At 60.9% G+C, this 20,147-nt stretch carries 22 protein-coding genes; 10 read left to right on the forward strand and 12 right to left on the reverse strand.

What is annotated here, in order from left to right; genetic code table 11:
• Positions 1 to 23: 23 nt before the first annotated feature.
• On the reverse strand, positions 24 to 1,631 hold the full coding sequence (locus tag K529_RS05135; protein ID WP_046002015.1) for a peptide chain release factor 3: 1,608 nt from the start codon (positions 1,629 to 1,631) through the stop codon (positions 24 to 26).
• A 335-nt stretch (positions 1,632 to 1,966) separates the two neighbouring features.
• Here K529_RS05135 and K529_RS05140 point away from each other — a divergent pair, with 335 nt between their 5' ends.
• The gene (locus tag K529_RS05140; RefSeq protein WP_046002016.1) at positions 1,967 to 2,260 is read left to right on the forward strand and encodes a DUF883 family protein; all 294 of its coding nucleotides are present in this window, start codon (positions 1,967 to 1,969) and stop codon (positions 2,258 to 2,260) included.
• A gap of 4 nt (positions 2,261 to 2,264) precedes the next feature.
• Positions 2,265 to 2,645, forward strand: a complete 381-nt coding sequence (locus K529_RS05145; protein WP_046002017.1) for a hypothetical protein — start codon at positions 2,265 to 2,267, stop codon at positions 2,643 to 2,645.
• 73 nt (positions 2,646 to 2,718) lie between these two features.
• Here K529_RS05145 and K529_RS05150 read toward each other — a convergent pair whose 3' ends face one another.
• Complete coding sequence (locus K529_RS05150) at positions 2,719 to 3,735, reverse strand: Hint domain-containing protein (RefSeq protein WP_005653767.1); 1,017 nt, start codon at positions 3,733 to 3,735, stop codon at positions 2,719 to 2,721.
• 202 nt (positions 3,736 to 3,937) lie between these two features.
• Here K529_RS05150 and K529_RS05155 point away from each other — a divergent pair, with 202 nt between their 5' ends.
• The 4 genes from K529_RS05155 to K529_RS05170 all read left to right on the forward strand — a co-directional run bounded on the left by K529_RS05155 (position 3,938) and on the right by K529_RS05170 (position 7,928).
• Positions 3,938 to 4,717, forward strand: coding sequence for an SDR family oxidoreductase (locus K529_RS05155; protein ID WP_005653768.1), 780 nt, complete (start codon positions 3,938 to 3,940; stop codon positions 4,715 to 4,717).
• A 4-nt stretch (positions 4,718 to 4,721) separates the two neighbouring features.
• Positions 4,722 to 5,840: a hypothetical protein gene (locus K529_RS05160; RefSeq protein ID WP_005653770.1), complete on the forward strand. Its 1,119-nt coding sequence runs from the start codon at positions 4,722 to 4,724 to the stop codon at positions 5,838 to 5,840.
• A gap of 79 nt (positions 5,841 to 5,919) precedes the next feature.
• The gene (locus K529_RS05165; RefSeq protein ID WP_046002028.1) at positions 5,920 to 7,035 is read left to right on the forward strand and encodes an ABC transporter ATP-binding protein; all 1,116 of its coding nucleotides are present in this window, start codon (positions 5,920 to 5,922) and stop codon (positions 7,033 to 7,035) included.
• A 41-nt stretch (positions 7,036 to 7,076) separates the two neighbouring features.
• The gene (locus K529_RS05170) at positions 7,077 to 7,928 is read left to right on the forward strand and encodes a GNAT family N-acetyltransferase (RefSeq protein ID WP_005653776.1); all 852 of its coding nucleotides are present in this window, start codon (positions 7,077 to 7,079) and stop codon (positions 7,926 to 7,928) included.
• Positions 7,929 to 7,931: 3 nt separating this feature from the next.
• Here the strand turns inward: K529_RS05170 and K529_RS05175 are convergent, their stop codons facing one another.
• Together K529_RS05175 and K529_RS05180 are read right to left on the reverse strand one after the other, a co-directional pair.
• Positions 7,932 to 8,621 carry a helix-turn-helix transcriptional regulator gene (locus K529_RS05175; RefSeq protein ID WP_046002018.1) on the reverse strand — a complete coding sequence of 230 codons (690 nt, stop codon included), beginning with the start codon at positions 8,619 to 8,621 and terminating at the stop codon, positions 7,932 to 7,934.
• A 33-nt stretch (positions 8,622 to 8,654) separates the two neighbouring features.
• Positions 8,655 to 8,978, reverse strand: coding sequence for a hypothetical protein (locus K529_RS05180; protein ID WP_005673022.1), 324 nt, complete (start codon positions 8,976 to 8,978; stop codon positions 8,655 to 8,657).
• A 246-nt stretch (positions 8,979 to 9,224) separates the two neighbouring features.
• Between K529_RS05180 and K529_RS05185 the strand changes: the two genes are divergently transcribed.
• The 4 genes from K529_RS05185 to K529_RS05200 all read left to right on the forward strand — a co-directional run bounded on the left by K529_RS05185 (position 9,225) and on the right by K529_RS05200 (position 11,889).
• Positions 9,225 to 9,440 (forward strand): twin-arginine translocase TatA/TatE family subunit, encoded by a 216-nt coding sequence (locus K529_RS05185; RefSeq protein ID WP_005673018.1) that lies wholly within the window; start codon positions 9,225 to 9,227, stop codon positions 9,438 to 9,440.
• A 7-nt stretch (positions 9,441 to 9,447) separates the two neighbouring features.
• A complete protein-coding gene (gene tatB / locus K529_RS05190; protein WP_005673016.1) occupies positions 9,448 to 9,936 on the forward strand; it encodes a Sec-independent protein translocase protein TatB in 489 nt (162 codons plus the stop codon).
• Positions 9,933 to 10,823 (forward strand): twin-arginine translocase subunit TatC, encoded by an 891-nt coding sequence (tatC, locus tag K529_RS05195; protein ID WP_005673014.1) that lies wholly within the window; start codon positions 9,933 to 9,935, stop codon positions 10,821 to 10,823. The genes tatB and tatC overlap by 4 nt, the downstream gene beginning before the upstream one ends.
• A gap of 223 nt (positions 10,824 to 11,046) precedes the next feature.
• Positions 11,047 to 11,889, forward strand: a complete 843-nt coding sequence (locus tag K529_RS05200; protein ID WP_046002029.1) for an ATP-binding protein — start codon at positions 11,047 to 11,049, stop codon at positions 11,887 to 11,889.
• A gap of 283 nt (positions 11,890 to 12,172) precedes the next feature.
• Here the strand turns inward: K529_RS05200 and K529_RS05205 are convergent, their stop codons facing one another.
• From K529_RS05205 to K529_RS05240, 8 genes are all read right to left on the reverse strand, one after another.
• Positions 12,173 to 13,396 carry a M23 family metallopeptidase gene (locus K529_RS05205; protein WP_046002019.1) on the reverse strand — a complete coding sequence of 408 codons (1,224 nt, stop codon included), beginning with the start codon at positions 13,394 to 13,396 and terminating at the stop codon, positions 12,173 to 12,175.
• A 130-nt stretch (positions 13,397 to 13,526) separates the two neighbouring features.
• A complete protein-coding gene (locus K529_RS05210; RefSeq protein WP_005665154.1) occupies positions 13,527 to 14,174 on the reverse strand; it encodes a protein-L-isoaspartate(D-aspartate) O-methyltransferase in 648 nt (215 codons plus the stop codon).
• Positions 14,171 to 14,953 carry a 5'/3'-nucleotidase SurE gene (gene surE, locus K529_RS05215; protein WP_005665157.1) on the reverse strand — a complete coding sequence of 261 codons (783 nt, stop codon included), beginning with the start codon at positions 14,951 to 14,953 and terminating at the stop codon, positions 14,171 to 14,173. Before surE ends, K529_RS05210 begins: the two co-directional genes overlap by 4 nt.
• 243 nt (positions 14,954 to 15,196) lie before the next feature.
• Positions 15,197 to 15,844, reverse strand: coding sequence for an SDR family NAD(P)-dependent oxidoreductase (locus tag K529_RS05220; protein ID WP_046002020.1), 648 nt, complete (start codon positions 15,842 to 15,844; stop codon positions 15,197 to 15,199).
• Positions 15,845 to 15,951: 107 nt separating this feature from the next.
• Positions 15,952 to 16,209: a hypothetical protein gene (locus tag K529_RS05225; protein ID WP_005622529.1), complete on the reverse strand. Its 258-nt coding sequence runs from the start codon at positions 16,207 to 16,209 to the stop codon at positions 15,952 to 15,954.
• A 191-nt stretch (positions 16,210 to 16,400) separates the two neighbouring features.
• Complete coding sequence (locus K529_RS05230) at positions 16,401 to 16,964, reverse strand: DUF2199 domain-containing protein (protein ID WP_005622531.1); 564 nt, start codon at positions 16,962 to 16,964, stop codon at positions 16,401 to 16,403.
• Between the two features lie 175 nt (positions 16,965 to 17,139).
• Positions 17,140 to 18,660: an amidophosphoribosyltransferase gene (gene purF / locus K529_RS05235; RefSeq protein ID WP_005622534.1), complete on the reverse strand. Its 1,521-nt coding sequence runs from the start codon at positions 18,658 to 18,660 to the stop codon at positions 17,140 to 17,142.
• A 446-nt stretch (positions 18,661 to 19,106) separates the two neighbouring features.
• Complete coding sequence (locus K529_RS05240) at positions 19,107 to 19,826, reverse strand: Hint domain-containing protein (protein WP_005622536.1); 720 nt, start codon at positions 19,824 to 19,826, stop codon at positions 19,107 to 19,109.
• Between the last annotated feature and the right edge of the window lie 321 nt (positions 19,827 to 20,147).

Consider the following 20,147-nt stretch of genomic DNA (forward strand, 5'->3'; position numbering starts at 1 on the left):
ACCCGGTAAGGGGTGCCCGCGTTTCAGACCATCATTTCCTTGGTGGAGGAGAGTTTCAAGTCAGGATAATCCCGTTCCACCCGGTCGATGTCCCATTGCAGGCGCGTCAGATAGACCACGTCGCCATCGTTATCATGGGCAATGTGCTGTTTGTTGGCGTTGGTGAATTTGTCCACCGCCGCCTTATCGCCATGCACCCAGCGCGCCGAGGTAAACTGCGAGGCCTCAAAACGCACGGGCAGGCCGTATTCCATCTCGATCCGGCTCGCGAGCACCTCGAACTGCAACTGGCCGACGACGCCGACGATAAAGCCCGAACCAATCGAGGGTTTGAACACCTTGGCAGCGCCTTCCTCGGCGAACTGCATCAGCGCCTTTTCCAGATGTTTGGCTTTCATCGGATCGCCCGCCCGCACGCCCTGCAGAAGTTCCGGCGCAAAGGACGGAATGCCTGTGACGCGCAAGGCCTCGCCCTCGGTCAACGTGTCGCCAATGCGCAGCTGGCCGTGGTTGGGGATGCCGATGATGTCACCGCCCCAGGCCTCTTCGGCAAGCTCGCGGTCAGAGGCGAGGAACAACACCGGGTTGGAGATCGCCATCGGTTTCTTGCTGCGCACATGCGTCAGCTTCATGCCGCGTTTGAAATGGCCCGAGGCCAGTCGCACAAAGGCCACGCGGTCCCGGTGCTTGGGGTCCATATTGGCCTGCACCTTGAAGACAAAGCCTGCGACTTTTTTCTCTTCGGGTGCGATCTGGCGGGGTTCGGCGGATTGGATCTGTGGCACCGGGCCATATTGGCCAATGCCGTCCATCAGTTCACGCACGCCAAAGGAATTGATCGCAGAGCCGAACCAGATCGGGGTCATATGCCCTTCAAGTACAGCCTGCGGGTCGAGTTTGGGCAGCAGTTCGCGCGCCATTTCGACCTCTTCGAGCAGCTTTTCCAAGAGATGCTCGGGCACATGTTCGGACAGTTTGGGATCATCGAGGCCTTGGATCGAGATGCTCTCGGCGACCTTGTTGCGGTCGGCGCGGTCCATCAGTTCCAGCCGGTCACGCAAGAGGTCGTAACAGCCGATGAAATCGCGCCCCACACCGATGGGCCAGCTGGCGGGCGTCACATCAATGGCGAGGTTTTCCTGAATCTCATCAATGATTTCAAAGGTGTCGCGGCTTTCGCGGTCCATCTTGTTACAGAAGGTCAGGATCGGCAGATCGCGCAGGCGGCAAACCTCAAAGAGCTTCTGGGTCTGGCTCTCGACGCCCTTGGCACCGTCGATCACCATGACGGCTGCATCTACCGCCGTAAGCGTGCGGTAGGTGTCCTCGGAAAAATCCGAGTGGCCGGGGGTGTCGACGAGATTGTAGCGGAAATTGCCGTAGTCAAAGGACATCGCGGAGGCCGAAACAGAAATGCCACGGTCTTTTTCCATCTGCATGAAGTCAGAGCGCGTGCGCCGCGCTTCGCCCTTGGCGCGCACTTGTCCGGCCATCTGGATGGCGCCACCATAGAGGAGGAACTTCTCGGTCAGGGTGGTCTTGCCCGCATCCGGGTGCGAGATGATCGCAAAGGTGCGGCGCCGCGCGATTTCCGGCGGCAGATCGGGGCGGTTATGAGCGGTGTCCAACATGAGGCTGGCCTTAGCCAGAAAGCGGGGATGAGGCAAGGAAAAGCGGTGTCATCGCTCAAGGAGCGCGGGAGACCTCCCGCCCATCCATCGTTGCGCCCCTTTGGGGCACCCCGCGTCCGGTTGGGCCGGGCACCGGGCCATTCGGCCCGGCGAGGCTCAGAGCACCGGATCGGTGCTCTGAGCCTTCCCCAGCATCATGTGAGGCGTCGTGGTCTGGACCGTGGCGATAGAGGCAGGCTGGGAGGGGGCTGCGATTTTTGGGAAATTTGCGGAACAATTTGCGTGGTCTCACGTTGTCTGTCCGAACGCGAAACAAAACCGGAAAGGACATTCCCATGCCGAAGGATCAAACCGCACCGTCCACCGAAGATATTGCAACGCAGATGGAAGTCCTGCGCTCTGACATTTCTGTGCTTACCAAATCCGTTTCCGATCTGGCCAAGGATCGCGCGGGCAAAGCCCGTGATGCGGCGCGTGACACCGCGCGCGAGCAAGGCCAAGCGGTCGCGAATGGAGCTGCCCAGATGACTCGCCAAGCCGAGGACGCGGTGCGCGCGCAGCCCCTCGCGGCAACGGCAATTGCAGCCGGTCTTGGCTTTGCGCTGGGTTACCTGAGCAATCGTCGCTAACGCGATGCTGAGGCTCATTAAATCCAAGGCCCGGCGCGGAGTGCGCCGGGCGCGCTACGCGGCACTTTGTGCAGTGAGCGCAGCCATTGGCGCGGGGTTTGCAACGACGGCGCTTTACGCGGCGCTTTTGCAGTCCGGGCAGTCGCACGCGATGGCATCGCTTATTCTTGGCTGTATCTGGTTTGGCCTGTCGGGAGTCTTTCTGCTGGCCAAAGGTGCGGTTGGTGAGGATCGCGAGGACTATGGTTCAGAGCCGCGGGTCGGCTCACCCCATGTGGCGCATCCTAACGGTCATGCCGCAACAGCACCGAGCGTGGCTGAGGCCTTTATGAATGGTGTAAACGAGGGCGCGGGCTTTGCCCGCATGCAACAGCGCGGCAGCTGACGGGGCCGCGCTGTTGTCGTGCTCGGAGCCGGGCACGTATGGCGCTAATGGGCAGTTGGTGTTGGCGCGATCCTTAGCGCAGGGATGCGCGTTTTAGCAATTCTACCGCATCGGGGCGCTGTAGCAGTGGGCGGCGAATTTCCAGCCCATGATCCCCGCGTGTGCCGTGGCGGCGTGGTGTTGCAACTTTGCGCTGAATATCCTCTGGCAGGGCCGGGCGCGTGACCGCATCCACCAGCATCGATTCTGCTGCGATTCCCTCGGCGTAGATGATGTGGTGATGGTCAAACAGGATCTGATAGTAATCGATAAAGCCGCCGTCCTGCACCACGACACTGTCGCCATTCACCAGATCCCGCGCGCGGATCATCAACTCGTGCCGTCCGGTGCCCAATACATCCGAGCGCTGATAGATCATCAGCCGGTGATCTGGGCTGACCAGCAAGTCACGAGCGTTGTTCAGCGCACCCTCTCGGATCAGGATCGGGGCCATCTCGCCAACGGCGCGCACGGTGGTCTGCCCAACCCAAGTGATCGTGCGCGCGCCACTGTTGCGGGTCAGAACCCGGTCACCGGGTTTCAGGGTTTCAATCGCGCGCTGCTCACCGGTGCCCATGGTGATATGCGTTCCGCGTGAAAACGCAACACAGCTGAGCTGTGCAAGTCGTTCCCATACGCGGGCACGATCCGCGCGGACCAAGCGATAGCCTGTTCCAGCGGACAGTGGTGCCTGTGGGATCAAATATACTGCGGTGATTACCCCTGCCGTGTCGACCTCAACCGCGATCAAAGCTTCGATCGCGCTGCCAAGATCGGGCATCAGGGTGATGGCGCAATCCAGATAGAGCACAGCCTCAGGCTGGCCCATTTCGCTGTCGGAGTGCAGGGAAATTGCGCCCTCGGCTGAGACGGTGAATGCCAGCCTCTGCAGCCTTGCAGGGCTGCTCAGTTCGTAGATGTCATCCATCACCAACTCATCCAACAGCCCGACCGGATCGCCCGAATTGGCGCCGATATCCACGCAGAACTGTTCCGCCGGATAGGCCGGGAGGGCGTAGAGGGAGATGGTGTCGTCTGTCACGTCGATCACTGTCTTTCGGTCTAAGGAGGCGTCGGGAGTGCCTCGATTGCGGAACAACTTTGCACCCCGCGTAGTAAAGACTAGGTTCACACTTGGGCGAGAAACGGGCACTCAGGGGAAAATTTCTGGCCCGTGCCCGGTTTGTCATCTGGAAAACCCGTCACTGCGCTGGCAGGGTCACGCCGGAACACGCAGCAGCAGGGAGAGTTTCATGGATCTGGGCATTCGCGGAAAGCGCGCATTGGTATGTGCATCGAGCAAAGGGTTAGGTCTGGGCTGTGCAGAAGCATTGGCGCAGGCGGGTGTGGATCTGTTGATGAATGCGCGCGGCACCAAAGCGCTGGAGGCATCGGCTCAGGACATTCGCGACCGGTTCGGGGTGCGTGTGGATACGCTTGCGTGTGATGTGACCGATGAGGGCGCGCGCGCAGAGCTGATCGAACGCGCCAAAGGTGTCGACATCCTTGTCACCAACGCAGGTGGGCCGCCTCCGGGCGTCTGGAGCGATTGGGACCGCGAAGATTTCATCAAGGCGATTGATGCCAATATGCTTACCCCGATTGCGCTGATGAAAGCGCTGCTGCCGCAGATGATGGACGCAGGCTGGGGCCGGGTGGTCAATATCACCTCGCAGTCGGTAAAAGCGCCTATTGCGGCGCTGGGGCTTTCCAATTCCGCGCGCGCGGGGCTGACGGGCTATGTGGCGGGCACCTCGCGGCAGGTGGCTGGCAAGGGTGTGACCATCAACAATCTGCTGCCGGGCATTCATGCCACCGACCGGGCGATCTCGCTTGATACCGGGGTGGCGCAGGCACAGGGCATCAGCATGGATGAGGCCCGCGATCAGCGCGCCGCTACGATCCCAACCGGGCGCTATGGGACGCGGCAGGAGTTTGGTGCGACCTGTGCGTTCTTGTGTTCACAGCATGCGGGTTTCATCGTCGGGCAGAATATCCTGCTGGACGGTGGTGCCACCAATATGACGATCTGACCCGATGGCAGAGGCATTCTCGCTGAAGGATCAGCTATTTAACATCGAAAAGACCCGCTATCTGGCGGGGCTTTTTGCTGCGGCGTCCCCGAGTTTCGATGCAAACGCCTTTGAGGCGGATGTGATGGCGCGGTTGCTTGATCTGGCACTCAAGGAACGCATCAACTGGATTGCCGAGCAACTGTCGCAGCATGTACCGGGCCCCTTGGAGAAAGTGGCACCGGTGATCATCGCCGCTCTGCCGCCGCCGCTGGACCCGAGCCTGAGGGACGATGATTTTGGCGACTTTATTTTTGCACCCCTTGGTGAGTGGGTGACGGCCCTGACGCAGGCTGACAATGACCTGCCGCTTGCACTGGATGTGCTGGAGGTTCTGACGCAGCGGTTCTCAATGGAGTTTGCCATCCGGCCCCTGTTGAAACGCTGGCCGGATCAGGTGCTGGCGCGCATGGCGGACTGGGCAACGCATGGGCATTATCATGTGCGTCGTCTGGCCAGCGAGGGCACCCGGCCGCGCCTGCCATGGGGACTGGCAGTGAACCTGCCGCTGACCGCGCCATTGCCGATTTTGGACCGGCTGCATGGTGATCCGACCCGCTTTGTCACGCGGTCTGTGGCGAACCATTTGAATGATATTGCCAAGAAAGATCCGCAGATCGTCATCGACCGGCTGACCGATTGGCAAGGGCAGGGAAAACAAGCGCCCAAAGAACTGGACTGGATCACCTCCCACGCGTTGCGCGGGCTGGTAAAGGCGGGGGATCCACGGGCGCTGCGGCTGTTGGGCTATGATCCCGATCTTGAGCTGACCGCGCAACTGGATCTGCCTGCGCGCGTACGTATCGGTGAAAAGCTCATGCTGGGCTGTACGTTAAAAGGCGCAAACGGCGCGCGGGTGCTGGTTGATTATGCGCTGACCTTTCAGCGTGCGGGCGGCAAGACGTCGACCAAAGTGTTCAAATGGAAAACCGGTGCGCTGGGCGGAGATGGTCTTGCGCTGCAAAAATCCCATCCACTCAAGGCGCAGGCTTCGACCTTTACGCTGATGCCGGGGGCGCATCGCGTCACGCTGATGGTCAATGGCCAGCCCCGCGCGAGTGGCGAAGTGGAGTTCCTTGCCTGAGGCAGGGCAGCTTGATATCAGCGCGCAATCTCCGATTGCCAGCAATCCAGACATAAAGGGCCAGACCATGCCAGAGCAGATGACCAAATCCGCACTGCCCTCCGTGCAGGCGGAAGGGCACGAGGTGACGCCCCGGCTGGAAATCCGCAACATCCGCCGTTTCTTTGAGGGCCGTGCGGTGGTGGATGATGTCTCGCTCACGGTGTTGCCGGGGCAGGTGACCTGTCTGCTCGGCCCCTCGGGGTGCGGGAAATCCACCACCCTGCGTATGATTGCGGGCGTGGAGATGCAGGATGAGGGCGAGATCTATGTCGATGGCAAGCTGATCTGCGACACGCTGTTTCGGGTGCCTCCAGAGCGGCGCGAAATTGGCCTGATGTTTCAGGACTTTGCTCTGTTCCCGCATCTGAGCGTTGGCGACAATGTCGCCTTTGGTCTGAAAGGGCCCAAAGACCAGAAACGGGCCCGCGCGCATGAGCTGTTGGATCGGGTGTCGCTGGCGCAGTATATTGATGACTACCCGCATCAGCTCTCTGGTGGGGAGCAGCAGCGGGTGGCGCTGGCGCGTGCGTTGGCCCCGCGCCCCAAGATCATGCTGATGGATGAGCCATTCTCCGGGCTTGATAACCGTCTGCGTGATGGCATCCGTGATGAGACGCTGAGCGTTCTGAAAGAAGAAGACACAGCCGTGTTGCTGGTCACGCATGAGCCCGAAGAAGCCATGCGGATGGCGGATGAGATTGCCCTGATGCGGGATGGGCGCATTGTGCAGCAGGGCGCGCCCTACAACGTCTATACCCGCCCCGTGGATAAGGCGGCGGTGGCGTTTTTCTCTGACGTCAATACGCTGCCCGCGCAGGTCAATGGCGCGCTGGCCGAAACGCCGTTTGGTCAGTTTCTTGCGCCGGGGGTGCCGGATGGCACCGATGTGGAGATTGTGTTCCGCCCGCAGCATCTGCGCATCGACTTTGACCGAAATGGTCGTGGTCCCGAAGCGACCGCGCGGGATGGGGTGCCTGCACGTGGGATCGTGCAGCGCGCGCGTTTCCTGGGCAATGAGAGCCTTGTGGAGTTCCGCATGGACTTTGACGGCTCGATCCTGAAGGCGACGGTGCCCAATGTGTTCCTGCCCGCCGAAGGCCGTGCGATGTGGCTGACAGTTCCACGTGATCGGTGTTTCGTCTTTCCACGGTGATTTTTGACCGTCATGGTGGGATCAGGAAACCGGAGGCCACCATGCAGCAGAGCTATGAGATCCGACCGCTCACTCGCGGCGAAATCGACACCGCCGTGGCATGGGCCGCGCGAGAGGGCTGGAACCCCGGACCGCAGGATGCTGCATGCTTTGCCGCGCAAGACCCAAGCGGCTTTTGGGGCGGCTTTCTGGCCGGAGAGATGATCGCCTGCATCTCCGTTGTCACCTATGGTGAGGCTTTTGCTTTTCTTGGATTCTACATCGTAGACTCCGCCCATCGGGGGCAGGGCTATGGCTATGCCCTGTGGCAGCGAGCGCTGGAGCACGCCGGGCAACGCACCGTTGGTCTGGATGGGGTGGTGGACCAGCAGGACAACTACCGCCGTTCGGGCTTTGATCTGGCGTGGCGCAATATTCGATTTGGCGGCGTGCCCAAGGCCGCGCTCAAAGTGTCGGACGCCTATACGCTGACGTGGCTGGAGGGGCTGACTGGTGATGTGGCAGCGCTTGATGCGCGGGTTTTTCCGGCTGCGCGCCCGGACTTCTGGCAGCAGTGGTTGTGCGCGCCGGGGCATGTGAGCATTGCGGCATATGACGAGGGTGGCATATGCGCTTTTGGCACGCTCCGGCGTTGTCAGACTGGGGCAAAGATCGCGCCCCTTGTTGCGACCTCTCGCGCGGCGGCGCTTGCGGTTCTGGCGGGATTGCTGCGCGATTGGCCCGCAGATCAGGAGATTTTTCTCGATGTGCCGGACCCCAACGCGGTGGCGGTTGATCTGGCGCGGGATTTGGGACTTCAGCCCGTATTTGAAACCGCGCGCATGTATCGGGGGCGCAAGCCCGAAGTGGCGCGGGATCTGATTTATGGCGTGACCAGTTTTGAGTTGGGTTAACTCCTAAGTGCGATGCTGCGCCTCTTCGCAGGCTTGATAATCCTGCAAGCGTTTGCCCGGCTCATCCACGAAGAGTTCCGGCAGCGCCTCGGCACCTTCGATGAGATCGACGCGGAACACCCGGAAGTCCCCTCGCGTCTCGCACCATGCGGTCAGGGTCCAGACCCGGCCCCAATATTCCATATGCAAGGGGCGGATCACCCGTTCGGTGAGCGTCTCGTCAATGCGGCGATAGCGCAGGGCGAGTTTCTGGCGGGCCTTGATCGCCGCCCGCAGCGTCGGCATCCAGGTAAACCCCCGCGCCGCATCGGCAAAGGGGTAGACCGCGAATTTCCAGGCATCCGCCTCTGTCACGGTCTCAACCGGCAGCACTGCATCGACCTTTGCGGCGAGGCTCTCTGCCGCGGCCTTCAACTCCGGATCGGCGGCTTCGGCCACGATCGCCATGCCGAGGTTGAGCGCTTCCAGCTCGGACGGGGTCAGGGTCAGCGGCGGCAGGGTGATCGCCTCGCGCACCATATAGCCGAGACCGCGCTCGCCCTCGACCGGCACGCCCGACGCCACCAGCGTGTCCATATCGCGATAGATGGTGCGGGTGGAGACCTCCAGCCGTGTGGCAATGTCCTGCGCCCGGTGTAATTTCCCATCGCGCAGGATCTGGATAATTTCAAAAAGGCGGTCGGTGCGGCGCATGGAGAGATCTTTCACCTGCGCCGCACCTCAAGGTCAACCCATCGCAGGGGCAGGGGCCATCGTCCACATCTGTGTCTCATGCCGCATCACGAGGCTGCTCTGGTCGATCATGCGCATGATGTCGGCGGTGCAGTCGGCTTGCGGGAACTTGGCGCTGGCCTCCTGCGCGGCCGCCAGATCGGCCCAGATCACATAGTCCATCCAGGTGCCGTCCTCGCCTTTTGACAGGCGCCGGTCAATAAAGCCGCGCATTCTGCCGATGAAGCTTTCGGTCTTTTGGGTGGCAGCCACATAGTCCGCGTCGCTGACGCCCGGGTTCAGTTTGAAGGTTACCACTTCCACCACGGTCTTGGTCATCTGTCGTCATCCTTGTCTTGACGGTTTCGATGATCCTGTCCTAAGGCAGGGCAACTGACACAAACCTGTCAGTTGAGTGATGGCGGATTGAAAAAACCGTATATGTGAGGGCAATGGGCGCTCCGATCTGCCAGCCTGCGCTTTGCTCCGGCGCGTGCAGCGCCTATCACTCAGGACAGGACAACCTATTTTGGCGCTTTGGGCTGTGGCCCGATCCCGCGCCCCGCATAACGAAAGGCAACACCCATGCTCAACAACATCGGCCTTCCCGGCATTCTCCTCATCGCCGTCGTGGTTCTGGTTCTCTTTGGCCGCGGCAAGATCTCTTCGCTGATGGGCGAAGTGGGCAAAGGTATCACCTCCTTCAAAAAAGGCATCAGCGAGGGCAGCAAAGAGCTGGAAGACGACGCTGCCGATCAAGCGCGCGACGTCACTCCCGAAGCCGACAAAGACAAGGCGTAACTCCTAGATGTTCGATCTTGGCTGGACAGAGCTTCTGGTCATTGGCGTCGTTGCCCTGATCGTGGTCGGGCCCAAGGATCTGCCCATGTTGTTCCGCAATGTGGGCCGGTTTGTGGGCAAGGCACGCGGCATGGCCCGTGAATTCAGCCGCGCGATGGAAGACGCGGCGGATGAGGCGGGCGTCAGTGACATCCAGAAGAGTTTTAAAACAGCGACGAATCCGATGGGATCGGCGATGGACAGTGTCAAACAGGCGACACGCGATCTGACAGATTCCATCGACCCAACGAAATTCGACCCCGACAGCGAGACCGGCAAGCTGGCCGCCGACCGGGCCGAAAGCGCCAAGAAGATACAGGCCGCCACCGCGCGTGCTGCGGCAGAGCGCAAGGCCAAGGAGGCTGCCGAGGCGATGGCCAAGGCAGAAGAGGCCGAGGCGGCACTGGCAGCAACATCAAGCGGCGCGCCGTCTTCTGACAGTGAGACTAAGGCATGAGCCAAACAGACGATCTAGACGATTCCACAGCGCCGCTGATCGAGCATCTGGCGGAACTGCGCAGCCGCCTCATCCGGGCGGTGCTCGCTTTTGCTGTGGGTATCGTGCTGGCCTTTATGGTGGCCGAGCCGATCTTGCAGTTTCTTGTATCCCCGATCGAGCAAACCCTGCGCGAATTGGGCGATCCTTCCCCGACGCTGCAATATACCTCGCCGCAGGAATATCTGTTCACACTGTTCCGGATCTCCATGGTGTTCGGCTTTGCGCTGTCCTTCCCGGTGATCGGATTTCAGCTGTGGCGGTTCGTGGCACCGGGGCTCTACAAGAGCGAAAAGGGCGCGTTTTTGCCGTTCCTGATTGCCTCGCCTTTCATGTTCCTGCTGGGCGCGAGCTTTGCGCAGTTTGTGGTGACACCGCTGGCGATGCAGTTCTTTCTGGGCTTTGCGGACGTGAGTTCGATTTTTGCGGGCCTGTTGTCGCAGGCAACCGGAGGCGACGTGCCCGTGGATGTGGCAGTGGTGCCGGAAACCACAGAAGGAGTGAAGATCACCTTCTTTGGCAAGGTGAACGAGAGCCTTGATATCACGCTCAAATTCATCATGGCCTTTGGCCTGTGCTTCCAGTTGCCTGTGCTTTTGACGCTGATGGGCAAGGCCGGTCTGGTGAGTGCCGAAGGGCTGGGGGCCATGCGCAAATATGCCGTGGTGGCCATTCTGGTTCTGGCCGCGCTGGTCACACCGCCGGATGTCATCACCCAGATCATACTCTTCACGGTGGTCTACGGGCTTTATGAGGTGTCGATCTTCCTCGTCGCGCGTGTCGAGAAAAAGCGCGAAGAACAACTGCGCGCCGAAGGGTTCTACGATGATGAACTGGACGGCGAGTAAGCACGAAAACAGCTCTTATGAATGAAGGAGGCGCGCTTTTTGAGGCGCGCCTTTTTCCATGTTCGGTTTCGTGTTTCGCGCTCTGCCGTTGCAGGATCGCGCGTGCATGTGGCTGCGCGTGAATGCATGTCTTTCGCGCGAATATTGCGGGCAGGTTTGTGCGCTCTTGTTGCGCGGGGGCAATCGTGCTTTGTCATGGCCGCACTCAGACGTGGAGGAAGGCATGGACGACAACACACTTAGCCGCATTGCAGACGCGCTGGAGCGCATGGCGCCCGCCCCGCTGGCGACACCGGATTTTGCGGCGGCTTCTGGGTTCGTCTGGCATGTTGGCCCGGATCGTTTGGAACCGGTGCCTGAGATCAACCGCGTGGAATTGGATCTCCTGGTGGGGATTGACCGCTCGCGCGACACGCTGTTGGAAAACACCCGCCGTTTTGCAGCAGGTCACGCGGCCAATAATGCGCTGTTGTGGGGCGCACGCGGCATGGGGAAATCTTCGCTGGTGAAGGCCATCCACGGCGCGCTGACAGCCGCGCATTCCGATCTGAAGCTGGTGGAACTGCAACGCGAGGATCTGCCTTCGGTGGCGCGCCTGCTGAACCATCTGCGCGGCGCGCCTTACCGGTTTATCCTGTTTTGCGATGATCTGTCGTTCAGCCATGACGACCAGCACTACAAGAGCCTCAAAGCGGTGCTGGACGGCGGCATCGAGGGTCGGCCTGAGAATGTGGTGTTCTACGCCACCTCCAACCGCCGCCATCTGATGCCCCGGGACATGATCGAAAATGAGCGCTCCTCGGCGATCAACCCCTCCGAGGCGGTGGAGGAAAAAGTCTCGCTCTCGGATCGTTTTGGTCTTTGGCTTGGGTTCCATCCCTGCAATCAAGACGCCTATCTGGCGATGATCGAGGGCTATTGTACGGCATATGGCATCGAAGTCGACGCCGAGACACTGCGGGCCGAGGCGGTGGAGTGGCAGGCGACGCGCGGTGCACGGTCGGGCCGGGTGGCGTGGCAGTTCTTCACCGATCTGGCAGGGCGTAAGGGTGTGGCGCTGCGCTGACACTGGTGCGGGTATCCGCCGCGGCCCGTCAGGGACGCGGCGCCGGGCCCAACGGTTTTGATCGTCGCTTTGCGGCGATGGAAACGGGCGGGAGTGCTGCCTTGATCAAGGCAAGCATAGCAGAGTCATCCGAGAGAATTTCAGGCTGATGGAATAGGCCAGAAGGGGGGGGAGGCTCCCGCCCGTCGCTGGGGCGCAGAGCGCCCCGCTCCCGTTGGGCTGGGCGCCGGACCTGGCGGTCCGGCGCGGGCGCATCTCGCCATATATGCCGTGTTGGGATGTGTTACTGCAGATAAGGCAGGGGATCGACGCTTTCGAAGCCGTCGCGCACCTCGAAGTGAACATAGGCCTCTTCAGCGCTGCTGCGCAGACTTGCGATGGTCTGGCCGCGGTTCACGCGGTCGCCCTTCTTGATCTTGATGCCATCCACATTGGCATAGACAGACAACAGATTGCGGTCGTGACGGATCACGATGATCGGCACTTTGTTGGAGTCTGCGGTGATGGCCGCAACTGTGCCTGCGGCGGCGGCCTTTACAGCGCTGCCCGGTGCCGCTGAAATGTCGATACCATCATTCTTACCCTTGGAATAGGCGCGAATGATCTTGCCGGTGACCGGATAGGCCATTGCCGCCTGTGAGGCGCGAGTCGGCTCTTCGACCTTTACCGTCGGGGCGGGTTCTGCGCGGGCTTGTGCTGCGGGTTTGACTTTCTCATCCGGCAACGGCTGCGTGGCGCTTGGGGGTGTGGGCGTCGAGCTGCCCTGACCGGGCGCGGTCACGGTTTCTTGCGTCTCAACCTTCGGCGGCGGTGCCTTGGGATCTTTGAGCGGGATCAGCAGATATTGACCTTCGCGGATGGCAAAATCGCTGCCAAGCCCGTTCCATTCCGCCAGTGATTTCACCGGAATCTGATAGAGGCGGGCAATGGTATAGGCTGTCTCGCCGCGGGTGACCTTGTGGCGCACGGGCTCCGGCCCATCCTGCACACGAGCCGGTGCGGGTTTTGCAGGAGTGTTCTGCAGCGTCGTCGTGGTGACAGATCCGGGGTTGGGCGATGTGGACGGGGCGCTGTCGATGGCGCTGCCTGCCAGAGAGGCGATATCGACGCCGCCGGGGGCCGCGTTGCCGCCACGTGCCGAAGTTTCTGGCGCGCGGCGTGGCAGCACTAGCACCTCGCCTTTTCGCAGGGGATCTGTGGTTTCCACGCCGTTAAAGCGCGCAACCTCGACCGCAGGAAGTCCGACCCGGCCCGCCAGATCGGCGACGGTGTCGCCATTGCGCGCGACGGCCACCTGATATGAGGGGTAGGTGATCAGGCCACGGCTGTCTGGCGCAGGGCGGTTCTCGGTGGCGGTCTGGGCCGCTTTGGAGGTGTTGAACGCGCCGAGTTGACCGCGCAGGTCATAATCCAGTGGTTCGGTACAGGCTGCGGCCACCAAAACCAGCGGCAACAGAACTGCGGGGCGCAGGGGGATCGGGCGGAAGACCTTGCTGGGGCGGGTCATATCTCTTGCTCTCCTCGAATGGCGTCCCCGTTATGGCGGAGACTTTGACGGCAGCGGCGAAGTATCTGGCCCGGGCCTGAACCGAGCGTGGCGCCACCGCACAACGGGGCTGACCACGGAATAGGACAGCTCAGGTGTCTTTTCCAAGCCCTTCCAGCAACGGAACAAAGCGCACCGGGCGCAATTCGTCATATTCCAGCCCATTTTCCGTCTTTCGGACGCGGATCAGCGTCTGAACAGCATCGGACTGCCCCACCGGCACCACCATGATACCGCCAACCTTCAATTGAGCAAGCAGCGGTCCGGGGGGGTCTTCGGCGGCGGCGGTCACAATGATTCGATCAAACGGAGCCTGATCGGGCATCCCAAAGCTGCCATCGCCGACCATTGAGGTGATATTTGACAGGCCCATTTTCTGAAACACCTGCCGGGCCTCGCGCACCAGTCGCCCGTGGCGATCCACCGTGTAGACGCGACGTGCGAGTTTGGCGAGCACTGCAGCCTGATAGCCAGAACCAGTGCCCACTTCGAGCACGGTATCACGCGCATTGACCTGCAGCGCCTGCGTCATCAAGCCAACAACTGAGGGCTGGGAAATCGTCTGGCCGCAGGCAATCGGCAGCGGCACGTCCTCATAGGCGCGTTCCGAGAAAATGCCGCGCAGGAACAGGCCACGGTCGACGGCCTCCATGGCCTCGAGTACTGGCCCTTCGGTGACCCCGCGCGAGCGCAGAGCAAAGAGAAACTGCATCTTGGTTTGCGCGTCTGGGCCGCTCATTCGATTGCCTTCAAGGCCTCCAGCGCGTCATGGGCAGTGAGGTCGGCGCGCATCGGAGTGACAGAGATGAAACCCTCCAGATTGGCCGCCGCATCGGTTCCCGGCGCGGTCGAGATTTGCTGATCGCCGCCTTTCACCCAGATGAAACGCTTGCCATTCGGGGAGAATTGCTCTTCTGCGGAGAACCGCTTGCCTTCGCGGCAGCCCTGAGTGGTGACCTTGATCCCTTTGACATCCGCTGCCGCGACAGGGGGGAAATTGATGTTGTAAAACAGCCGGTAGGCGTCGGTGCTCTGGGGCTGAGCGGCGAGCAGTTTGCGCACCACAGCGGCCCCGTGCTGGCGTGCCGCTTCAAACGGGGTGTCCAGATTGCGGTTGCCACTGCCGAAATACTGCGAGAGCGCCATTGCGGGCACGCCCTGAAGAGCGCCCTCCATCGCGCCACCCAATGTGCCGGAATAAAGCGCGTTTTCGGCGGAGTTATTGCCCCGGTTTACGCCTGAGAGGATCAGGTCCGGCAAATTGTCTTTCATCACCACATGCAGTGCGGCCAGCACGCAATCGGCAGGCGAGCCCTCGGCAGCAAAGCGACGCGGCCCGAGTTCGGACAGGATCGAGGGGTGGGTGTAGCTGATGCAGTGACCAACGCCGGATTGCTCAAAGGCGGGGGCAACGGTCCAGACCTCGCCATCCGGGCCTGCGAGTTCAGCGGCGATCTGTTCCAGAACGGCCAGTCCCGGTGCGCTGATGCCGTCGTCATTGGTGACCAGAATGCGCATTGTGACCCCTTAGCATATCTGCGGATTATTCACGTTTTTTTGTCTGCGCGAACCCAATAGATGGGGGCAGCGACTGCGCCCTTGAATAGGCGGCAGGGCGGCACAGGGCAAGGTTTTTGCCCGCATTTTCAGTTGTGCGGCGGTGCTGGTGTGGCCAAATCGCCCGGAATGACCAAGGCTCTGGGGCAGAGCCGGGGCGCTGCCCCGGACCCCGGGATATTTTTTGTTAGAAGAGGGCGGGCCTCAGTCTGCCAGAATGTCGGGCAGCAGTGTGGCTGCGGCCTGCGCTGGCGAGGTCAGGGTCTCGCGGTCTTCGCCCGGGAAGAAACGGGCGCGCAGAGCCGTGGGCATGGCGGGTGGTGTAAGCAGTTTGACCTTTGGGCCGGTGCGGGCCGTTTCCTGCTGCCAGCTGCGGGCAAGGGAGATTTGCGCCGCTTTGGTCGCACCATAGGCGCCGAAGAATTTTTCGCCCGCGCGGGGGTCGTCAAAGAAGACCGCCTTGCCTGTCTGGCCCAGCAAAGGCGCTACATAGGGGATCAGCACCGAAGTAGCTGTCGCGTTGATGGTGACGGACTTTTGCCAGTCCTTTGGGGCCACGTGATGTGCAGGGCTGAGCGGTGCTGCGTGGATTGCGCAGTGGAGCCACAGGTCGAGTTTGCCCCAGCGATCAAAAATACCACGGCACAGGGTCGCCATTGCCTCGGGGACGGTGATGTCCATGGGGGCAAGTGTCGCCGAGCCGCCAGCGGCTTTGATCCGGTCGTCGAGCTCTTCCAGCGCGCCCGTTGTCCGGGCGACGGCGATGATGTGATGCGTGGGCGCAAGCGCTTCGGCCAAGGCGGCGCCAAGGCCCCGCGAGGCCCCGGTGATGAGGGCGAGTTTATCGGTCATGGCCGCTTACATGCTGTGAGGCCGCTCCGGGGTCAAGCCCCGTGATGATCCTCCTGTTGCCCTGCGACGAGATGCGCCTTTGTGCGGCGGATATCGCATGGGGGCCTTCAGTTGGTGAGGATCGGCAGGCGGCCCACTTCGCCACGCCGCTCGATCAATAGACCGTTCTGGTCGATTGCGACGATGCGGCCAAGGCTGAGGCGTTCACCGGCTTTGACGGTCTCGATACGTCCGGAGGCATAACGCACCAGCGCCTGCATGTTGTTTTCCGATCCAAAGAGGCCGATCAGTGAGAGATTGCGGTTTGGAAGCGCGCCCTTTGAGGTGGCGAGCGCTTCGGCGGTGGCGGTTTGTGAGTTAGCCATTCGGGGTCCGGTGACGCGCTTGGGTGCGGAAATTGCAATCCCAAGCGCGCGATGTGTCAGCTGTGAGTGGTGATCAAATGGTTCTGAGCCGCTGCTATCAGCGACGATCACAAAGCAAAAGCGGGGTGTGCCCGACTAAGCGGGGGGCAGCCGACACGGCGTGGGCAAATGCGCGAACTGCTGCCGGAGGGTCAGGCGTCGTAGACCAGCGAGGCGAGATCATGCCCATAGGCATGTAAAAAGATCAGCAGTTCTTCGAGATCAAGGCCAAGTTCCTGCATGCGGGCAAGGTCATGATTGACCTCAGACACCTGAAGCTCCGGATATTGGCCGTCGGGACGCATGTGCAACATGCAAGCAAGCGGGCCACTGCTGTCTGGCGGGATCTGGTTTGAGAGCCATGCGGGGCGCGAGCCCATGCTTTCGGTTTCGCGCAATTCAAAGAGGTCGAGATACTCCATAAAGACTTCCTCGCTGACACCGGCCCATGTGCCAAGAATGAACTCCTCGCCACGCGAATCTGCCAGCGGGATCGCCAGCACCGCACGCAAGAAGCGCAGGTTGCCAAAACGGCAGAAATCCTCGGTCAGCACATCGCCATTGGTCGCAAACACGGCTGTGTTGTCCTGCACCTCCAGATCGCCCGGCACGATGTCGGGGCGGTCGCAGGAGAGGCTGAGAAGCTGAGCAAACGTCGCGCCGCAACAGCGGCACTGACGAGAAGAACTCAGCATGCGGGCGAGATGCGCGTCCAAGAAAGCGCCCCTTTCGAAAGTCAAATAGAGAATGGCGCTGATCTGTCGGGATCAGCGCCATCGGGATTGATGAGGCCCCATACGCCTGTTGGCGCGGACATGCAATCGCTGTGCCAAAGCACCACCGGGCAGAGCGCACCGCCGCAGGTGCCGCGATGGAGCCTGCGTTTTGATCTCAGGTCGCCAGTGTTGCGCCGTTCCAAGAGGTGCCAGCGTCGGGCATGTCTTTGATTTTCTTGCTGACGCGGCTGCTGCTTTCCAGCGTGTTGAGGTAATCCTCGCTCACGGAGCCGGTGACATATTTGCCGTCAAAGCAAGAACAGTCAAAGGTGTCGATATCCGGATTGCCACCCTGCGCGGCCCAGATCAGATCGTCGAGCTTTTGGTAGAACAGCTCATCCGCGCCCAGTTCCTCGCGAATCTCCTCGATGGAGCGGCCATTTGCGATCAGCTCATGTTTGGTGGGCATGTCGATGCCGTAGACATTGGGGTATTTCACCGGAGGCGAGGCGGAGGCGATGTAGACCTTCTTGGCGCCTGCCTCACGACACATCTGCACGATCTTCTTGATGGTGTTGCCGCGCACGATCGAGTCATCGATCAGCAGGATATTGCGGTCCTGCATTTCGCGCGGGATCGCGTTCAGCTTGCGGCGCACGGATTTTTGCCGCTCTTCCTGACCGGGCATAATAAAGGTGCGGCCCACATAGCGGTTTTTGACCAATGCCTCGCGGTAGCGGATGCCAGTGATATTGGCGACTTCCAATGCCACGGGGCGTGCGCTGTCGGGCACAGGGATGATCGCGTCGATGTCGAGACCCGAGGCTTCGATCTGTTTTGCAAGCGTCTGCCCCATGCGGATCTGGGTTTTGTAAACTGAGATCCCATCGAGCAGGCTGTCGGGACGTGCGAGGTAGACATACTCAAAGATGCAGGGCGTCAGCTTGCCTTCGACGGCCTGAAACTCATGTTTGTTGCCGTCGAGATCAATCAAGATGGCCTCGCCGGGTTTCAGATCGCGCAGCTTTTCAAACCCGTTGATGCCAAAGGCCACATCCTCTGAGGCAAAGGCATAATCGTTACCGTTTCCTTCGGCGTCGCGTTTGGCCACCGACAGTGGACGGATGCCGTGCGGGTCGCGGAAGGCCAGCATGCCGACACCGGCAATCAGGCAGATGACCGAATAGGCACCCTGCACGCGCTCCATCGTCATTTTCACACCGGCAAAGATGTTGCGGATGGGATCGGCGTTGCCGTTGACCTTGATGGCATCGGCAACCTTATCCGCCAGCACGTTGAGCATGATCTCGGAATCCGAGGTGGTGCGCAGGTGGCGGCTGTATTTGCCGGTGACCTTGGCGCGCTGCTCTTCGGTGTTGGTGATGTTGCCATTGTGGACCAGATAGATGCCGTAGGGCGCGTTCACAAAGAATGGCTGCGCCTCGGCGGCCGAAAGCGACCCGGCAGTGGGGTAGCGCACATGGCCCATGCCGATGCAGCCCTGCAGGGTATCGGCATCTTTTGCGCCGAAGACATCCTTCACAAGGCCATTGGCTTTGCGTTCGCGAAAGAACCCGTCGCCGTAGGTGACGATGCCTGACGCATCCTGACCGCGATGCTGCAGCATCAGCAGCCCGTCATAGAGTTCCGCAAACACTTGGTGGTTTCTGCTTGCGATGCCCAAGATACCGCACATGGCGAGGCTCCAATATAATCGTTCGAGTGGCTTACAGCCCGAAGGCCGAGACGTGAGGTGTCGCGGCGCGAGCGCCGGGAACGGAGGCTACAACAGCATATGTTGGGCCAAGATATAGGGGATTTCTCGTGAACGGGTAGGCGGAGCCTTTGCGGTGCAGCGCTGCGATGGCGCGGGCCACACTGCGGCTGCGGGGTGCCAGAGGGGCAGAACCTGCAGCGCGAGAGCGGCTGCGCAGGTCGGCTGAGTACTGGATCAACACAGGGGCTTTGGCTCCGAATCCTGTCTAACAGTGACGGCCCTCACATAGGCTGTCTGACAGGCAATGTCATCAAAGGATCACAATGTCGGGCCGGATCGGAGCGGGATTTCCCGCACAGGCTGAATTGCGCGGCGCCGGATCGTCGTCAGATGTCAGCGCAGAGCGATCTGGATAGGTTTGGGTTTCAGGCAGCGTAGCGGCCAAACAGCAGATCGATGGGATCAAAGGCCGGTGCAGGCATTGCGTCGAGACCGAAGAAACGCGCATCTTCTGCGTCTTCGTCAATCTCGGCGGCAGTGTTCTTCTCGACGGAAGATTCGCGACCAGCTTCGACAATCATCCGGGTCTCGGAGAGGCTCAGAACACTGTAGAACCCATCATCGTCAGATGCGCCTGCGTTCAGGACCAGACCGCCTTCGCTCCAGAGCAATTCTTCTTCGGCGCAATCGATGTGGATGCGGGCGATACGTTGGGGCAGGGCTGTGCTGATCCCGTTGTGGCCGATCAGCGCAACCAGCTTTGCGGTCACGACTGGCAGGTCGAAAAGCTCCAGCGCCAGATCGCCTTCGATGGCGACGATGGCATCGGAAGGAAGATCGAGTGCGGCGTCGTTGCCCAGAGCGCCCACAGGTACATGCACCATGGCGGTGAGGCGCGGAACGGAGTGACGGATGTTGACCACTTCACGCAGGCCGCCGTCGAAGGTCTGCACCATGTCACCGGGGCGCAGGGTACGGGCCTGTTTGAAACCAAACTCTGTCTCGATGAGGGTGCCGGGCAAAACACCGCCCTGCTGAGGGCGCAGACGGGACGCGCTAAGACCCTCCGCGTCATCCGAACGCAGGTCCAGAAGCAGGTCAACCGGCTGATAGTCTGTAAACGCGGTGGTGTGATCCAACAGCATGTCCAAATGTCCCTTCTGAGAGCGCCGAGGCTTTTTGCCTTCGTTGATCTCAATTGGCCCCTGAATTGGGACAAGAATGGGGCAGGCTTGGGACAGTTTCGGTACCAGAGCGCATTTGGGACCGGAAAAACACGATACAACCCAAAGGTTAACGCCGGATCTGGGGGTAATTAAGGACTTGTTAACACTTAGAGACGGATTTCGCCTGTATTGGGCAGATGTTTAGAATCGATTCTTCTTTGTTAACAGATGGTTAATTATTGCTGGTTTCGCGTTAACCACTTTACGGCGGCTGAGGATAACTCTGTGAACAGATCTCAG

The sequence above is a fragment of the Tritonibacter mobilis F1926 genome (assembly GCF_000376545.2).
Taxonomy (GTDB): Bacteria; Pseudomonadota; Alphaproteobacteria; order Rhodobacterales; family Rhodobacteraceae; genus Epibacterium; species Epibacterium mobile.

Coding starts and splice junctions, on each gene's coding strand:
- K529_RS05240 (WP_005622536.1), bottom strand. CDS start 19,826: ATGCTGTTGGATCACACCACCGCGTTTACAGACTATCAGCCGGTTGAC.
- surE (WP_005665157.1), bottom strand. CDS start 14,953: ATGCGCATTCTGGTCACCAATGACGACGGCATCAGCGCACCGGGACTG.
- tatB (WP_005673016.1), top strand. CDS start 9,448: ATGTTCGATCTTGGCTGGACAGAGCTTCTGGTCATTGGCGTCGTTGCC.
- K529_RS05135 (WP_046002015.1), bottom strand. CDS start 1,631: ATGTTGGACACCGCTCATAACCGCCCCGATCTGCCGCCGGAAATCGCG.
- K529_RS05145 (WP_046002017.1), top strand. CDS start 2,265: ATGCTGAGGCTCATTAAATCCAAGGCCCGGCGCGGAGTGCGCCGGGCG.
- K529_RS05155 (WP_005653768.1), top strand. CDS start 3,938: ATGGATCTGGGCATTCGCGGAAAGCGCGCATTGGTATGTGCATCGAGC.
- purF (WP_005622534.1), bottom strand. CDS start 18,660: ATGTGCGGTATCTTGGGCATCGCAAGCAGAAACCACCAAGTGTTTGCG.
- K529_RS05225 (WP_005622529.1), bottom strand. CDS start 16,209: ATGGCTAACTCACAAACCGCCACCGCCGAAGCGCTCGCCACCTCAAAG.
- K529_RS05220 (WP_046002020.1), bottom strand. CDS start 15,844: ATGACCGATAAACTCGCCCTCATCACCGGGGCCTCGCGGGGCCTTGGC.
- K529_RS05165 (WP_046002028.1), top strand. CDS start 5,920: ATGACCAAATCCGCACTGCCCTCCGTGCAGGCGGAAGGGCACGAGGTG.
- K529_RS05170 (WP_005653776.1), top strand. CDS start 7,077: ATGCAGCAGAGCTATGAGATCCGACCGCTCACTCGCGGCGAAATCGAC.
- K529_RS05160 (WP_005653770.1), top strand. CDS start 4,722: ATGGCAGAGGCATTCTCGCTGAAGGATCAGCTATTTAACATCGAAAAG.
- K529_RS05175 (WP_046002018.1), bottom strand. CDS start 8,621: ATGCGCCGCACCGACCGCCTTTTTGAAATTATCCAGATCCTGCGCGAT.
- K529_RS05140 (WP_046002016.1), top strand. CDS start 1,967: ATGCCGAAGGATCAAACCGCACCGTCCACCGAAGATATTGCAACGCAG.
- K529_RS05205 (WP_046002019.1), bottom strand. CDS start 13,396: ATGACCCGCCCCAGCAAGGTCTTCCGCCCGATCCCCCTGCGCCCCGCA.
- K529_RS05185 (WP_005673018.1), top strand. CDS start 9,225: ATGCTCAACAACATCGGCCTTCCCGGCATTCTCCTCATCGCCGTCGTG.
- K529_RS05180 (WP_005673022.1), bottom strand. CDS start 8,978: ATGACCAAGACCGTGGTGGAAGTGGTAACCTTCAAACTGAACCCGGGC.
- K529_RS05200 (WP_046002029.1), top strand. CDS start 11,047: ATGGACGACAACACACTTAGCCGCATTGCAGACGCGCTGGAGCGCATG.
- K529_RS05210 (WP_005665154.1), bottom strand. CDS start 14,174: ATGAGCGGCCCAGACGCGCAAACCAAGATGCAGTTTCTCTTTGCTCTG.
- tatC (WP_005673014.1), top strand. CDS start 9,933: ATGAGCCAAACAGACGATCTAGACGATTCCACAGCGCCGCTGATCGAG.